Source organism: Roseicella frigidaeris (genome assembly GCF_003258945.1).
GTDB lineage: Bacteria > Pseudomonadota > Alphaproteobacteria > Acetobacterales > Acetobacteraceae > Paracraurococcus > Paracraurococcus frigidaeris.
Window position 1 is genome coordinate 359,267 of the sequence record NZ_QLIX01000002.1, and the last position, 15,644, is coordinate 374,910.

Here is a 15,644-nt window from a genome sequence, read left to right on the forward strand (position 1 = left end):
CCGGGGGCGACATGACGGTTCGGTTGTTCGGGCGCCGCCAGATGCTGGCAGGTGCAGGGACGGTATTGGCAGCGCCCGCGCTTGCTCAGGCACCGGCAGGCGCGATCCGGATCGGCGAGATCAACAGCTACACGGCGCAGCCGGCCTTCCTGCTGCCCTATCGCAATGGCTGGACCCTGGCGCTGGAGCAGGTGAACGCCGCCGGCGGCATCAATGGCCGGCGGCTGGAGACGCTGCATCGCGACGATGGCGGCAAGCCGGAGGATGCGGTCCGCCTGGCCGGGGAGCTGGCGAATGCCGAGAAGGTGGCGCTGCTCGCGGGCGGCTTCCTGTCGAATATCGGCCTCGCCATCTCCGATTACGCCAACCAGAACCGTATGCTCTACGTCGCCTCCGAGCCGCTGACGGATGCGCTCGTCTGGTCGCGCGGCAACCGCTACACCTTCCGCTTGCGCGCCAGCACCTACATGCAGTCGGCGATGCTGGTGGAGCAGGCGGCGAAGCTGCCGGCGAAGCGCTGGGCCTGCGTGGCGCCGAACTACGAATACGGCCAGTCGGCCGTGCGCTGGTTCAAGGAGCTGCTGACGCGCCACCGCCCCGATGTGAGCTTCGTCGCCGAGCAATTCCCGGCACTCGGCCGCATCGATGCCGGCGCCACGGTGCAGGCGCTCGCCGCGGCGAATCCGGAGGCGATCTTCAACGTCACCTTCGGGGCCGACCTGACCAATTTCGTCCGCCAAGGCCTGACCCGCGGGCTGTTCGAGCAGCGGCGCGTCGTCTCGCTCCTCACCGGCGAGCCCGAATATCTCGACCCGCTGCAGGACGAGGCGCCGGAGAACTGGATCGTCACGGGCTATCCCTGGGAGCAGGTGAACACCCCGGAGCATGCTGCCTTCCGCGACGCCTACCGCAAGCGCTGGAACGACCACCCACGGCTCGGCAGCGTGGTCGGGCACGATACCGTCATGGCCATCGCCGCCATGCTGCGGAAGGCGACGGCCGTGGAATCGGAGGCGATGGTGGATGCCATGGCGGGGCTGCGCTTCGGCTCGGTCTTCGGGCCGGTGGAGTTCCGCGCCATCGACCATCAATCGACCATGGGTGCCTTCGTCGGCCGCACCGTGCTGAAGAACGGCCGGGGCACCATGGCCGACTGGCACTATGCCGATGGCAAGGACTACCTGCCGCCCGACGAGACGGTGCGCCAGCTGCGACCGCAAAGCTGATCCAGGCGCCTTGGAGACCCTGGTTCTTCAGGCGCTCAGCGGCCTGGCAAGCGCCTCGTCCCTTTTCCTGGTGGCGAGCGGGCTGACGGTCATCTTCGGCGTCAGCCGCATCGTCAACTTCGCCCATGGCTCCTTCTACATGCTGGGCGCCTACCTGGCCTGGAGCCTGGTCACCGCCCTGCCGCGCGGCCATCTCGGCTTCTGGGGCGGCATCCTGGCGGCCGCGCTCGGCGTCGGGCTGATCGGCATCGCGATCGAGACGCTGCTGCTCCGCCGCATCTACCGGGCGCCGGAGCTGTTCCAGCTGCTGGCGACCTTCGGCGTCGTGCTCATCGTGCAAGACCTCGCGCTGCTCCTCTGGGGGGCGCAGGACCTGCTCGGGCCGCGGGCGCCCGGGCTGCGCGGCGGCACGATGATCCTCGGGCTGCGCTTCCCGGATTACGAGCTGTTCCTGATCGCGGTCGGGCCGGTCGTCCTTCTCCTGCTGCACCTGCTCTTCCACCGCACGCGCTGGGGCATGCTGGTGCGCGCGGCAACCCAGGACCGGGAGATGGTCGGGGCCCTCGGCGTCAACCAGCGCATGCTCTTCACCAGCGTCTTCTTCCTCGGCGCCTGCCTGGCCGGTCTGGGGGGCGCGCTGCAGCTGCCGCGCGAGAGCGTCAATCTCGGCATGGACCTCGCCATCATCGTCGAGGCCTTCGTGGTGGTCGTCGTCGGCGGCCTCGGCAGCCTGATGGGCGCGGCGCTGGCCGCCCTGCTGATCGGCGAGCTGCACGCCCTCGGCATCCTCGTCCTGCCGAAGATCACGCTGGTGCTCGTCTTCCTGGTGATGGCGGTGGTGCTGGTCATGCGGCCGCATGGCTTGCTGGGCCGCGCCCAGGCGCCGGCGGCGGCCGGGGCGGCGGCCGAGCCCGCCATCGGCGCGACGCCGCGGCCGCTGGTCTGGCTCGGGCTCGCGGCGCTGCTCGCGGCGCTGGCGCTGCCGCCCTTCGCCGGGGATTACGCGCTCTCGGTGCTGACCGAGATCGCCATCCTGATCCTCTTCGCCGCCAGCCTGCATCTCATCATGGGGCCGGGCGGCATGGCGAGCTTCGGCCATGCCGCTTATTTTGGCCTCGGCGCCTATAGCGCGGCGCTCGCCGCCAAATGGCTGCTGGCGCCGATGGCGATCGGCCTCGCCCTGGCGCCGGTGGCGGCGGGGTTGGGCGGCCTGCTCTTCGGCTGGTTCTGCGTCCGCCTCTCCGGGGTCTATGCGGCGATGCTGACCCTCGCCTTCGCCCAGATCGCCTGGTCCGTCGCCTTCCAATGGAGCGAGGTGACGGGCGGCGACAACGGCATCCTCGGCGTCTGGCCGGATGCCTGGGCGGCACCGCGGCTGGTCTACTACTATCTGACGCTCGGCCTCTGCCTGGCGGCGACCCTCCTCCTGCGCCGGGTGATCCGCGCCCCCTTCGGCTATGCCCTCCGGGCGCAGCGGGACAGCGCCCTCAGGGCGGAGACGATCGGCATCGACGCCTTCGCCATCCGCTGGCGCGCCTTCGCGCTGGCCGCCGTCATGGCCGGGCTGGCCGGCGGGCTCTTCGCCTATGCCAAGGGCAGCGTCTTCCCCACCTATCTCGGCATCCCGCGCAGCGTCGATGCGCTGCTCATGGTCCTGCTGGGCGGGGTGCAGACGCTGAGCGGGCCGATCCTCGGCGCCATCGCCTATACCGGGCTGCAGGAGCAGCTCATGCGCCTGACCGATCTCTGGCGCCTCATGCTCGGCACGACGATCCTGCTGCTGGTTCTGTTCTTCCCGCAGGGGCTGGCCGGCGCCGCCCGCGCGCGCTGGGAGGGCCGCCATGGCGGTGCTTGAGGCGGAAGGGCTGCGCAAGCGCTTCGGCGGCGTCGAGGCGGTGCGCGGCGTCTCCTTCGCCGTCGAGGCGGGCGAGATGCTGGCGCTCATCGGCCCGAACGGCGCCGGCAAATCCACCTGCTTCAACATGCTGAACGGCCAGTTGCGGCCCGATGCGGGCCGCGTGCGCCTCCGTGGGCAGGACATCACCGGCCTCGCGCCGCGCAAGGTCTGGCGCCTCGGCGTCGGCCGCACCTTCCAGGTCACCGCCACCTTCGGCTCCATGACGGTGCTGGAGAACGTGCAGATGGCGCTGCTCTCGCACCAGGGGCGCCTCGGCCGGCTCTGGCGGCCGGTCTCCGCCATGGACCGGGCGCCCGCCGAAGCGCTGCTGGCGCGGCTCGGCATCGCGGCGCAGGCGGAGCGTCCCTGCGGCATCCTGGCCTATGGCGACCTCAAGCGGGTCGAGCTCGCCATCGCCCTGGCGAACGACCCGGCACTGCTGCTGATGGACGAGCCGACGGCCGGCATGGCGCCGCAGGAGCGGGTGGCGCTGATGGCGCTGACGGCGCGCATCGCCCGCGAGCGGCGGATCGCCGTCCTCTTCACCGAGCACGACATGGACGTGGTCTTCGCGCATGCCGACCGGATCCTGGTGCTCGACCGCGGCGCGCCGATCGCCGAGGGCGCGCCTGCCGCGGTGCGGGCCGATGCGCGGGTGCGCGAGGTCTATCTCGGCTCCGGCGCCACCCAGGGCGGGCATTGATGCTGGAGGTCAGCGGCCTCGCGGCGCAGTATGGCCGCGCCCAGATCCTCGCCGAAGTCGGGCTGACCGTCGCGGCCGGCGAGGTGGTCGTCCTGCTCGGCCGCAACGGCGCCGGCAAGAGCACCACCCTGAAGGCGATCATGGGGCTGGTGCCGCCGAGCGCCGGACGGATCCGCTTCCGCGGCCAGGAGATCGCCGGGCGCCCGCCCTTCGAGATCGCCCGGCTCGGCCTCGGCTATGTGCCGGAGGAGCGGCGCATCTTCTCCGAGCTGACGGTGATGGAGAATCTCGAGGTCGGCCGCCGCCCCGCGCCGCCGGGGCAGCAGGCCTGGACGCCGGAGCGGCTCTTCGCGCTCTTCCCGAGCCTCGGCGCCATGCGCCACCGGCCGGGCGGCCGCATGAGCGGCGGCGAGCAGCAGATGCTGACCATCGCCCGCACCCTGATGGGCCAGCCGCGCCTGGTGCTGCTCGACGAGCCGAGCGAGGGCCTCGCCCCGGTGGTGGTGGAGCGCATGGCCGAGGCGATCCTGGCGCTGAAGGCCGAGGGGCTCTCGATCCTGCTCTCCGAGCAGAACCTGCATTTCGCCCGTGCCGTCAGCGACCGCGCCACCATCATCGAGAAGGGCCGCATCCGCTGGGAAGGCGGCATGGCGGCGCTGATGGCCGATGCCGGGATCCGCGAGCAGTATCTTTCCGTCTGAGCCGGCCGCTCAACCGGGCCCGCAGCCCGGCAGCAGCCGCGGATCGCCGACGCTGCGCAGCCCGTCCTGCAGCGCCAGCAGCGCCGCCTGGATCAGGCCGCGCTGCAGCAGCGCCTCCGCCACCGCCGCGCCGGCCTCGAGCGCCGCGGCGATCACCGCCTCCGGCAGCGGCCCGACCTCCGTGGTGACGAGCCGCTCGCCGAGATCGCTGTCGGGATCGAGCGACCGCGCCGGCGCCCGCCGGATCGCCGGATGCTCGGCATCGACGGCATTGGCGATGACCGTGGCGGCGGCATCGGCCGCGGCCCCGTTCGCCGCCAGCACGGTGACGGCATCGGCGATGCCGCGGGAGAAGCTGCGGCCCGGCCAGCCGGAGGTGGCGACGCCGCGCACCGGGTCGGCAGCGGCGAGGCGCACCAGCCCCTCCGGCGCGGCGCGTTGCAGGCTGCGCACGAGGCCGACCCGCAGCGCCTGGCCGGGGGCGAGGAAGAGCGCGATGTCGCCGCCATTGTTGACATGCGCGCTCAGCAGGCCCGGCGTGCCGGCGATGGCCTCGCACAGCTCGTCCGCCACGGCACCGGCCACCGCGGCCATCGGCGTGATGTAGTCGCGGCGGAAGGGCCAGACCGCCGCCGCCATACGCCGCGCGACGGGGCCGCGCAGGGCAGGGGGATCGGCGCCGACCGGCTGGCGCAGCAGCGGCAGTTCCGCGGCCAGCCCGGCGAGCAGTCCGTCGAAACCCGCCGCGGCCCGGCGCGCCGCCTCCGCCATGGCGGCGCGCGTGCCGTCGAGCCCGATCACCAGGTCGATCGGCCCCTCCTGCAGGTGCAGCCGCCCGTCCGGCAGCGCCGCGATCACGGCGCCGGCCATGGATTCCCGGCCATCCAGGGCTCGTGCCGCGCCGCCTCGCCATGCTCGGCGAGCAGGCGTTCCAGCGGGATCGCATGCCCGACATGGCCGCCGAGCCGGGCATAGAGGTCGGCGCGCAGGGTGAACTCGATCGGCGCCACCAAAGCGGGCGTCGGCACCGTGCCGAAGGCGCCCTCCGGCACCCGCAGCACATCCGCCATGATGGTGATGCCGCCACCGGGCCAGAGGGTGCAGGGCGCGCCGCCGATCGTCACCCGCACCAGGCCGTTCTGCACCTCGCGGGTCAGCCGCACCGGGTTTTCCGTCACCCCGGCGCGCAGGCTGCCGCCGGCGCCGGCCATGAAGAGGATGGAGGTGAGGGCCGGCTCGCAATTCTCGCCGATGCGCTCGACCGTCCGCAGCACGGCAGGCGGCGTCGGCACCGGCACGGGGCGCAGCCCCTCGTCGAGCTCGACATAGAGATGCTCCTCGCCCGTGGTGCTGGTCAGCAGTAGCCGCAGCCCCGGCCAGGCCTGCTTCGGGTCGATCCGCTCGATGACGGCGAGCGGGTCGGTGATGTCGGTGCCGCCCCAGCCGGTGCCGGGATCGGCCACCTGGAAGTAGCGGCCGGGCGTCGAGCGACGGCCGCGCAGGCGGATGCCGCTCGGCGGGATGTCGAGGCACTTCCCGGCCTGGTGCTCGGAGAGCAGCCCGGTGATGTGGTCGTCGATGACGATCACCTCATCGACATGGCCATGCCATTGCTGCGCGAAGATGCCGATGGCGGCGCTGCCGCAGCCGACCCGCATGCGCCGCTCCGGCACGCCATCGACGATCGGCGCCTGGCCGGCCTGCAGCACCAGCCGGGCGCCGCCATCGATCGTCACCTCGACCGCCGCCTTCTCGCAGAGCGCCAGCATGGCGGCGCAGGTGGTGCTGCCCTCCTTCTTGCTGCCGCCCGTGAGGTGCCGCACGCCGCCGAGGCTCAGCATCTGGCTGCCATATTCGGCGGTGGTGACATGCCCGACCGGCTCGCCCTCCACCCGCACGGTTGCCGTCTCCGGGCCGAGATAGCGGTCGGTGTCGATCTTCACCTTCAACCCGCAATAGCTGAAGATGCCCTCCGTCACCACGGTGACGGTATCGACCCCCGCATGCTGCGCGGCGACGATGAAGGGCGCCGGCTTGTAGTCGGGATAGGTGGTGCCGGCGCCGATGCCGGTCACGAAGGTCTCGCGCGCGGCGGCGATGCCGCCCTGCCAGTCCTCGGCCGCCTCGAGGAAGGGCACGGTCGCGCCGCCCGCCGCCAGGGTGCGGTGCAGCAGCAGCAGCGGCTCGGTGCGGACCAGGCGGCCGTCGCGGTTGGCGTAGCGGTCGCAGGCACCGGCGCGGCCGGGCCGGATGCGGCAGAGGACGGGGCAGGCATCGCAGCGGATGATGCCCTCGTCGCCCTCGCGCGCGCCTAGCAGGGCGGTGCGGTCCTGGCTCATCGGTGCAGCGCCTCCAGGATGCGGTGCGGCAGAGCGGGGATGCGGGTCAGGCTGGCCCCGGTCGCGTCGCGGATCGCCGAGAGGATCGCCGGGGCGGTCGCCACCAGCGCCGGCTCGCCGATGCCCTTGGCGCCGAAAGGGCCGAGCGGCTCGCGCGCCTCGATCAGCAGGCACTCGATCTCCGGCACGTCGCCGATGGTCGGGATCAGGTAGTCGTGCAGGTTCTCGGTGCGGCCGGGCAGGTATTCCTCCATCAGGGCGAGGCCGATGCCCTGGGCGATGCCGCCCTGGATCTGGCCCTCGACCAGGGTGGGGTTGATCGCCCGGCCGACATCATGCGCCGCGACGATGCGTTGCAGATGCACGGTGCCGAGATCGAGATCCACCGAGAGGGCGGCAAGCTGCGCCGCGAAGCCGTAGGTCGCATAGGGGATGCCCTGGCCATCGGCATCGAGCGGCCGGGTCGGCGGATCGAAGCGGCCGATGCCCTCCAGCGGCGTCTCCAGCCCGACCGGGCGGCCATCGACCAGCAGCCTGCCATCGCGCAGCGCCAGCCGCGCCTCCGGCCCGGCATTGGCCCGCAGCAGGATGGCCTGGCGCAGCGCCTGGCCGGCCTCGGCGGCGGCGCGGCCGCTGACGAAGGTCTGGCGGGAGGCGCTGGTCTTGCCGGCATCCGCGGTCAGGTCGGTGTCGCCGAGCACGAGGCGGAAGGCCGCGACCGGCAGGCCGAGCGCATCGGCCGCGATCTGCAGCAGCGCCGTGGTGCTGCCCTGGCCGATATCGACCGCGCCGTTGTGGAAGACGAGGCCGTCCGGCCCGAGGGTGAGGCGCATGGTCGAGGGGTTCGACATGCCGGTATTGCCGATGCCGTACCACATGCAGCCGATGCCGACGCCATGCCGCCGGCGGCCGCCCTCCGCATCGGCCTGGGCATTGGCCGCCGCCGCTGCGGCGCGCAGCGCCCGCCAGCGCGGCCGCAGCGCGTCGAGGCACTCCACCAGCCCGACGGAATGCTCCAGCCGCTGCCCGGTCGCCGTCCCGTCGCCCGCCCGCAGCGCGTTCAGGGCCCGGAATTCCAGCCGGTCGAGCCCCGCCGCATCGGCCAGCCGGTCCCAGAGCGCCTCCTGCGCGATCGCCGCCTGCGGCACGCCGAAGCCGCGGAAGGCGCCGGCCGGCGGGTTGTTGGTGAAGATGGCGCGCGCCCGGGCGGCGACCGCCGGCACGCGGTAGGGACCCATGGCATGCACCGGCACCCGCCCGGCGACGGTCGGGCCCCAGCTCGCATAGGCGCCGGTCTCGTAGAGGCCCTCGAAGGCGAAGCTAGTGAGGCGCCCGGCGGCGTCGCAGCCGGCGCGGGCCGCGATGCGCGCCGGATGCCGCTTGGTGCTGCTCGCCATGCTCTCGCCCCGCGGCAGCACGGCGCGCACCGGGCGATGCAGCAGCCAGGCGGCGATGGCGAGCATGGGCTGGATCGAGACGTCGAGCTTGCCGCCGAAGCCGCCGCCGCAGGCCGAGGGGATAATGCGCACCGCCGCCTGCGGCAGGCCGAGCACGCCGGCCACCTCCTCGAGATCCATGTAGGGGGCCTGGGTGCAGGCGAAGACCTCGATCCGGTCGCCCACCCGCCGCGCCCAGCCCGCCTCGGGCTCGATATAGGCATGCTCGACGAAGCCGGTCTCGATCTCGATCGCGGCGCTGTGCCGGCTCGTCCGCAGCGCCGCCTCGGCATCGCCGGAGACCACGCGGCCGGTGGTCAGCACGTTGTCCGGCCAGCGCGGCTGCACCGGCTCGCCACCCAGCGCATCCTCGAGCGTAACCGGGGCGAGTTGCGTCCAGGCGATGGGCAACTCTTCGGTCCGGATCGCCTCCAGCGCCGCCCGGTCGCCGACCAGGGCGCAGAGGCAGTCGCCGCGATAGCGCACCTCGCCCTCGGCGAAGACCGGCTGGTCCTTGATGTCGGGATAGATGCCGAAGCCGTTGCGGCCCGGCACGTCGGCCGCCGTCAGCACCCGCGCCAGCCCGGGATGGCGCGCCAGCAGCGGCGCCCAGTCGCCGAAGGCGAAGCGGGCGCGCGGATAGGGGCTGCGCACGGCGCGCAGCCAGAGGGCGCCGTCGGGCGCGGCATCGGCGCCGAAGCGATCCGTGCCGGTGACCTTGGCAGGACCATCGGCGCGCGGCAGGCGCTCGCCCACGGCGCAGCCGGCCCAGGGCGCGCGTGGTTCCGGCCCGCCGCCGAGGAAACGGTGCGCGTCGCAGACCGCCTCGACGATCTTGCGGTAGCCGGTGCAGCGGCAGAGCACGCCGCCGAGCGCCGCCGCCACCGCCGCCTCCTCCGGCCGGGCCTCGGCCGCGAGCAGCTCGCTCGCCGCCATCAGCATGCCCGGCGTGCAGATGCCGCATTGCGCCGCCCCGTGATGCAGGAAGGCGCGCTGCAGCGCGGCGCCCATGGGCGTCGCGGCCAGCCCCTCCACGGTGGTGACGGCATGGCCCGCCGCCTGCGCCACCGGCACCAGGCAGGCGCAGGCCTGGACGCCGTCGATCTGCACCGTGCAGGCGCCGCAATCGCCGGCATCGCAGCCGATCTTGGTGCCGGTCAGGCCGAGCTCGTCGCGCAGGACGGTGCTCAGCCGCGTCTGGCCGGGCACCAGCACGCGGCGGGTCTCGCCATTGACCTGCAGCAGCAGGGCCGGGCTGGTCATGCCGCCGCACCCGCCAGCGATGGGGCGAGGGCGCGCCGCAGCAGCACCAGCGCGGCGTGGCGGCGGTAGGCCGCGCTCGCCCGCACATCGTCGATCGGGGCGAGGGGGGCCAGATGCGCCGGCTCCGGCACCGCGGCGGCCAAGCCCAGGGGCAGGCCGGCGAGATCTGCTTCCAGCGCCGGCAGGCGCTGCGGCACCGCGGAGCAGGCGCCGATGGCAATGCGGGCGCGAGTGATGCGGCCGGCCTCGGCCTCGATCACCACCGCCACCGAAACCAGCGAGATCACCAGGAAGGCGCGGCTGCCGAGCTTGTCGAAGCGGGCCGTGGCGCCCCGGCCGGGCTTCGGCACGATCACCGCCGTCATGATCTCGCCGGGGGCGAGGGCGGTCCGGCGGTTGCCCAGGAGGAAGCTGCTGAGCGGCAGGCGGCGCCGGCCCTCCCGGCATGCCAGCTCCAGCTCGGCACCCAGCGCCAGCAGGGGCGGCGCGCCATCGGCGGCGGGCGAGGCGTTGCAGAGATTGCCGCCGAGCGTCGCCCGGCTCTGCACCTGCCGGCCGCCGATCCACGCCGCCGCCCCGCGCAGCCCGTCGAACCAGGGCGGCAAGCCGGCATCGCGGATCGTCGCCCAGCGCGTGCCGGCGCCGATGCGGTGGTGGTCGGGGCGCTCGGCGATGCCGGCCATGCCGGGAAGCGCCGAGAGATCGAGCAGCGGGCGGTCCCGCGGCTGCAGCCAGGCCTCGGCCGCGGCGCGGGCGGGGTAGATGTCGGTGCCGCCCGCGAGCGGCTGCATCGCGGGCACCGCCGCCAGCAGGTCGAGCGCCTCCCGCAGGCAGGTCGGTCGATGATAGGCGGGCATGCCCCTCCGGATGGCCTGATCGGGCCAATCCCAACCCGGCGCCGCCAAGGGCGCAAGCAAAAGGAGGGTGCGGCCGCTACCCGCCGGGCCGGCGGGCCATGAACAGGGCGACCGAGGCGAGGCCGACCACCACCAGGGCGAGGGCGGCGACGGCGCCTTCCTCATAGGTGCCCCGCGCAGCCTCGGCATAGAGGGCCGTCGCCAGGGTCTCGCGGTTCAGCGGCCGCAGCAGCAGGGTCGCCGGCAACTCCTTCATCGCATCGAGGAAGGTCAGCAGCGCGGCGGCCGAGAGGGAGGGCGCCAGCAGCGGCAGATGGACCTGGCACAGGAGCCGCGCCTCCGACGCCCCCATGGAGCGGGCGGACCAGTCCATCTCCCTGCGGAGGCGGGCGTAGCCGGCATCCAGCCCGCCGGCCGGGATGGCGAGGAAGCGGATGACATAGGCCGCAACCACGGCGGCCATGCTGCCGGACAGCGCCATCGGCGCCCAGGCTGCGGCGAGGTCGTCCAGCCGGCCGAAGGCAATGGTCAGGCCGACCGCCGCCACGCCGCCCGGCAAGGCATAGCCGAGCATGCCCGCCCGCAGCAGCAGCGCCCCCGGCCCGGGCCGCGGCTCGCGCCGCGCGCCATAGGCCATGGGCAGCGCCAGCAGGAGGGCCAGCAGCGTCGCCAGGCCGCTGAACATCCCGCTATGGGCGATCCAGCGGGCGAGGTCCGGCGGCAGCCCGAATTCGGCGACGCGCCGGCCGGCCGCCCAGGCGAGATAGGCGACGGGCAGGAGGAAGCCCAGCAGCACCGGCAGCGCGCAGGCCAGCATGGCGAGGAGCCCGGCGGCGCCGGGGAGGGGGCGCGGCTCGAGCGGGACCGACTGGTCAGGCGCGCCGGGCGCCTGCCGGCGCGCCCAGCGCTCCAGCGTCAGCACGGCCGCCACCAGCAGGAGCAATGCCAGGGCGACCTGCGCCGCGCCCGGCAGCGAGGAGCGGGTGATCCAGGTGACGTAGACGGCGACCGTCAGGCTGCGCACGCCGAGGATATCGGCGGCGCCGACATCGTTCAGGGTCTCCAGCAGCGCCAGCGCCGCGCCGGCGGCGATGGCCGGGCGCGCCATCGGCAGGCCGATGCGGCGGAACAGCAGCCACCCCGTCGCCCCGGCCGACCGGCCGGCGCGCAGCGGGCCGGGGCCCTGGCTGCGGAAGGCGGCGCGGGCGGCGAGATAGACATAGGGAAAGAGCACCATCCCCAGCACCAGCACGCAGCCGCCGAGGGAGCGGATCTCCGGCAGCGGGATCGCGCGCGGATCCGTCAGCCCCAGGCTCCGCCGCAGCGCCATCTGCACCGGCCCGGCGGGATGCAGCACGTCCAGCCAGGCATAGGCGGCGACATAGCCGGGCAGCGCCATGGGCAGCACCAGGGCGCCGGCCAGCAGGCGGCGCCCGGGAAAGCGGTAGCAGGTGACCAGCCAGGCCGTGCCGGTGCCGACCGCGACCACCACCAGCCCGACGCCGGCCAGCAGCAGCCGTCTCGCGCAGCGCCGCGGGCAGGACATGGCGCAGCAGATGCGGCCAGAGCTCGCCCGAGCCGGCCGCCGCGGCGCCGGCGAGGGCCAAGACCGGCAGCATCACCAGCGCCGCCGCGGCGCCGGCGATCAGCCGCAGCCACATCGCCGCATCACGCGCCCTGGCCTCACGCGCCCTGGCCTCACGCGCCTTGGGCGGTCAGCGGTCGAAGCCGACCTCATCGACGATGCGGCTGGCGCGGCTGCGCTGGGCGGCGATCTCGGGCAGCGGCACGGCGCCGATCCGCAGCTGGCCGAAGCCGGCGACGATCGGGTCGAGCGGCGCGTCGGGCCGCACCGGCATCTCGAAATTCACCTTCGCATAGAGGGATTGCGCCTCCTCCGAGGCGAGGAACTCCAGCAGCCTGACCGCCTCCGCCCGGTTCGGGGCGTGGCGCGCCACGACGGCGCCGGAGACGTTCACCGCCGTGCCCTCGGCCGGCAGGACGACGCGCACCGCCTCGCCCCAGTGGCGCTGCTCCTCGCCGCCGCGGCCCGACAGCATGAGGCCGACATAATAGGTGTTGGCCAGGCCGACATCGCAGAGCCCGGCCAGGATATCGCGCGCCACCTCGCGGTCGCCGCCGGCGGCCTGCCGCGCCAGGTTGGCCTTCAGCCGGGTCAGGTAGTCCCGCAGCCATGGCTCGCCATGCTGCACGAGCAGGGTCGAGAACAGCGCGGTGTTGTAGGGATGCTGGCCGGAGCGGATGCAGACGCGGCCGCGGAAGCGCGGCTCGGCCAGCGCCTCGTAGGTGAGGCGCGCCGCATCGGCCTCCGCGACGCGCTCGCGCGAGGCGTAGATGGCGCGGGCCCGCAGGGAGAGGGCGAACCAGCGGCCGTCGGACCCGCGCAGGGCCGGCGGGATCGCGGCCTCGAGCACGGCCGACCGGACAGGCTGGGCGAGGTCCCGGTCCACCAGCTCCATCAGGTTGCCGATATCGACGACCATGGCGACATCGGCGGCGGAGCGGGTCCCCTCGGCCGCGATGCGCTCGGCCAGCCCGCCCTGGACGAAGACCGTGTTCACCGTGACGCCGGTCTGCTGCGTGAAGCGGTCGAGCAGGGGGCGGATCAGCGCCGGCTCGCGGGTCGTGTAGAGATTGACCTCGGCGGCGCGCGCGGCCGCGGCGCCGAGCATGAGGAGAAGGGCCCCGATGGCGGCGCCGGCTTGCTTGAGCATGCGACCTCGCTTCCCCGGTCCAGATGGACGGTTCGTAACCTAGCCGGTGCAAGTTGCGAGTCAATCGCAATTCGCCACGGACCATCGTGACCCGGGCGGAATCAGGCCGCCGGGCCTTCGCGCCCATCCGCGATCTGCTCTAGGCTCCGGCCCGGCGCAGGAGGCGGATGCGATGGCGGTCGAGCAGGCGGCGGGACCTGCGACGGGACGGACCCTGGTGCGGCGGATCGGCCTGCTGCTCTCCGGCGACCTCGCCCGGCCGCTGCTGGAGGCGGATGCCCTGCTGATCGAGGCGGGGCGGATCGTCGGCATCGGCCGCGAGTCGGAGCTCGCCGCCCGCGGGCCGGTCGATGCCACCATCGACGCGCATGGCTGCGCCGTCGCGCCCGGCCTGATCGACAGCCACGTGCATCCGGTGATCGGCGACTGGACGCCGCGGCAGACCCAGATCGGCTGGGTGGAGAGCTGCCTGAACGGCGGCGTGACCACCATGATCTCGGCCGGCGAGGTGCATCTGCCGGGCCGCCCGAAGGACATACTCGGCCTGAAGGCGCTGGCGATCACCGCGCAGCGGGCCTTCGAGAATGCCCGGCCGGCCGGGGTGAAGGTGCTCGCCGGGGCGCCGGTGCTCGAGAAGGGCATGGTCGAGAGCGATTTCGCCGAGCTGGCGGCGGCCGGCGTCACCCTGCTCGGCGAGGTCGGGCTCGGCTCGGTCAAGGCCGGCTACGAGGCGCGCGAGATGGTCGCCTGGGCCCGCCGCCACGGCATCCAGAGCACCATCCATACCGGCGGCCCCTCGATCCCCGGCAGCGGGCTGATCGACCGGGACACGGTGCTCGAGGCCGATGCCGACATCATCGGCCATATCAATGGCGGCCATACCAGCCTGCCGGAGGCGCATGTCTGCGAGCTCTGCGAGCGGTCGAGCCGCGCCATCGAGATCGTGCACAACGGCAACGAGCGGGTGGCGATCGCGGCGGTGCAGGCGGCGCGGGATCTGGGGCAGCTGCACCGGGTCATCCTCGGCACCGACAGCCCGGCCGGCTCGGGAGTGCAGCCGCTCGGCATCCTGCGGCTGGTCTCGCTGCTCTCCTCGCTCGGCGGCATCCCGGCCGCCGAGGCCATCGCGCTGGCCACCGGCAACACCGCGCGCATCCGGGCCCTCGATGCCGGGCTGCTGGAGGTGGGGCGCGCGGCCGACCTGGTCTTCCTCGACCGGGCGCAGCACACAGCCGGCCGCGACCTGCTGCACAGCATCGAGCTCGGCGACATCCCGGGCATCGGCGGCGTCATGATCGATGGCGCCATGCGCTGCGGCCGCAGCCGCAACACCCCGCCGGCCGAGCGGGTGCCCGAGGTCCTCGGACACTGAGCGCGACCGAGGAGGCGACCGCGCCCGGGCGCCTGCCCGGCTGGCGGCGCGGCATCCGCAACGGGCTGCTGCTCGGCGCCTTGGTGCTGCTGGCGGCGGTGGCGCTCAACTACGACGACCTGCCGGCGCTGCGCCGCAGCCTGGCCGAGGCGCCCTTCGCCGTGGCGATCTCGGTCGCGGTGCATCTGCCGCAGATCCTCTTCACCGCGCTCTCCTGGCGGACGCTGCTGCCGCCGGCCCGGCGGCCGCCCATCCCGGCCATGGCGCTGCTCCGCTGGTACCGCGAATCCGCCAATGCCCTGCTGCCGGCCGGCGCCCTGGTCGGCCAGGCGGCGGCGGCGCGGCTGCTGAGCCGGCGCGGCATCCCCGGCGAGATGGCCGGCGCCACGGCGACGGTCGACCTTACCTTGGAGGCGGTGTCGCAGCTCTTCTTCACCCTGGCCGGCGTGGCCCTGCTGCTGGCCGGGGGCGACGGGGAGGGGCTGGTCCGCTTCGCGGCGGCCGGATTCGCCATCGCCCTCGGCGGCGCGGCGGCCATGATCCTGCTGCAACGCCGCCTGCCGCTGCGCCTGCTCGAATCCGGCCTGGCCCGGCTCTCCCGCCGCTGGCCGGCGCTGCGCCCGGAATGGATCCGCGAGCTGCAGGCGGCAATCCTCGCCCTGCATGCCGATTGGCCGCGCCTGGTCGTCGCCACGCTGTGGCATAGTGGCGCCTGGCTGCTGGGGGCGGTGGAGATCGCCGGCGTCCTCTGGCTGCTCGGGCATCCGGTGACCCTGTCCGAGGCGCTGGTGATCGAGAGCCTGGCCCAGGCGCTGCGCAATGCCGGCTTCATGCTGCCCGGGGCGCTGGCGGTGCAGGAGGGGGCGATCATCGGCGCCGCCGCCCTGGTCGGGGTGCCGCCGGGGCTGGCGCTGGCGGTGGCGCTTACCCGCCGCGCCCGGGAGGTCATGCTCAGCCTGCCGGGTCTTCTCGCTTGGCAGCGGGCGGAGAGCGTGCCAGTGCGGGCGCGACCGATGCGGACATCCGGGGGCGGGGCCCCCGATTAGAGGGATCAGAGGATGGCGAGCGCGCGCTCTGGCTTCATGGATCTGCTGCGGCTCGTGCCGCGCGGGGGG

General features: G+C 73.9%; 12 protein-coding genes. 6 read left to right on the forward strand and 6 right to left on the reverse strand.

Annotation, left to right across the window (positions count from 1 at the left end; all coding sequences use genetic code 11):
* Positions 1–41: 41 nt before the first annotated feature.
* From DOO78_RS04515 to DOO78_RS04530, 4 genes are read left to right on the forward strand one after another with little or no spacing between them, the layout of a single operon-like run.
* Positions 42–1,226 carry an ABC transporter substrate-binding protein gene (locus tag DOO78_RS04515; protein WP_243634364.1) on the forward strand — a complete coding sequence of 395 codons (1,185 nt, stop codon included), beginning with the start codon at positions 42–44 and terminating at the stop codon, positions 1,224–1,226.
* Positions 1,227–1,236: 10 nt separating this feature from the next.
* Positions 1,237–3,081: an ABC transporter permease gene (locus tag DOO78_RS04520; RefSeq protein ID WP_111468526.1), complete on the forward strand. Its 1,845-nt coding sequence runs from the start codon at positions 1,237–1,239 to the stop codon at positions 3,079–3,081.
* Complete coding sequence (locus DOO78_RS04525; RefSeq protein WP_111468527.1) at positions 3,068–3,826, forward strand: ABC transporter ATP-binding protein; 759 nt, start codon at positions 3,068–3,070, stop codon at positions 3,824–3,826. The genes DOO78_RS04520 and DOO78_RS04525 overlap by 14 nt, the downstream gene beginning before the upstream one ends.
* On the forward strand, positions 3,826–4,527 hold the full coding sequence (locus DOO78_RS04530) for an ABC transporter ATP-binding protein (RefSeq protein ID WP_111468528.1): 702 nt from the start codon (positions 3,826–3,828) through the stop codon (positions 4,525–4,527). Before DOO78_RS04525 ends, DOO78_RS04530 begins: the two co-directional genes overlap by 1 nt.
* 9 nt (positions 4,528–4,536) lie before the next feature.
* On the opposite strand, the gene DOO78_RS04535 is transcribed toward DOO78_RS04530, so the two are convergent.
* The 6 genes from DOO78_RS04535 to DOO78_RS04560 form a co-directional block, all read right to left on the reverse strand.
* The gene (locus tag DOO78_RS04535; protein ID WP_111468529.1) at positions 4,537–5,397 is read right to left on the reverse strand and encodes a UPF0280 family protein; all 861 of its coding nucleotides are present in this window, start codon (positions 5,395–5,397) and stop codon (positions 4,537–4,539) included.
* Positions 5,382–6,866, reverse strand: a complete 1,485-nt coding sequence (locus tag DOO78_RS04540; RefSeq protein ID WP_111468530.1) for a 6-hydroxynicotinate reductase — start codon at positions 6,864–6,866, stop codon at positions 5,382–5,384. The genes DOO78_RS04535 and DOO78_RS04540 overlap by 16 nt, the downstream gene beginning before the upstream one ends.
* The gene (locus DOO78_RS04545; RefSeq protein WP_111468531.1) at positions 6,863–9,565 is read right to left on the reverse strand and encodes a molybdopterin-dependent oxidoreductase; all 2,703 of its coding nucleotides are present in this window, start codon (positions 9,563–9,565) and stop codon (positions 6,863–6,865) included. The genes DOO78_RS04540 and DOO78_RS04545 overlap by 4 nt, the downstream gene beginning before the upstream one ends.
* The gene (locus DOO78_RS04550) at positions 9,562–10,422 is read right to left on the reverse strand and encodes an FAD binding domain-containing protein (RefSeq protein WP_111468532.1); all 861 of its coding nucleotides are present in this window, start codon (positions 10,420–10,422) and stop codon (positions 9,562–9,564) included. The genes DOO78_RS04545 and DOO78_RS04550 overlap by 4 nt, the downstream gene beginning before the upstream one ends.
* A 76-nt stretch (positions 10,423–10,498) precedes the next feature.
* Entirely contained in the window at positions 10,499–11,968 is a 1,470-nt protein-coding gene (locus DOO78_RS04555; RefSeq protein ID WP_207802783.1) for an ABC transporter permease, read from the reverse strand.
* A gap of 169 nt (positions 11,969–12,137) precedes the next feature.
* Positions 12,138–13,157 carry an extracellular solute-binding protein gene (locus tag DOO78_RS04560; RefSeq protein WP_111468533.1) on the reverse strand — a complete coding sequence of 340 codons (1,020 nt, stop codon included), beginning with the start codon at positions 13,155–13,157 and terminating at the stop codon, positions 12,138–12,140.
* A 172-nt stretch (positions 13,158–13,329) separates the two neighbouring features.
* Here DOO78_RS04560 and DOO78_RS04565 point away from each other — a divergent pair, with 172 nt between their 5' ends.
* Complete coding sequence (locus DOO78_RS04565) at positions 13,330–14,529, forward strand: amidohydrolase family protein (protein WP_111468534.1); 1,200 nt, start codon at positions 13,330–13,332, stop codon at positions 14,527–14,529.
* A 68-nt stretch (positions 14,530–14,597) separates the two neighbouring features.
* Positions 14,598–15,575, forward strand: coding sequence for a lysylphosphatidylglycerol synthase domain-containing protein (locus DOO78_RS04570; RefSeq protein WP_279387770.1), 978 nt, complete (start codon positions 14,598–14,600; stop codon positions 15,573–15,575).
* Positions 15,576–15,644: the final 69 nt, after the last annotated feature.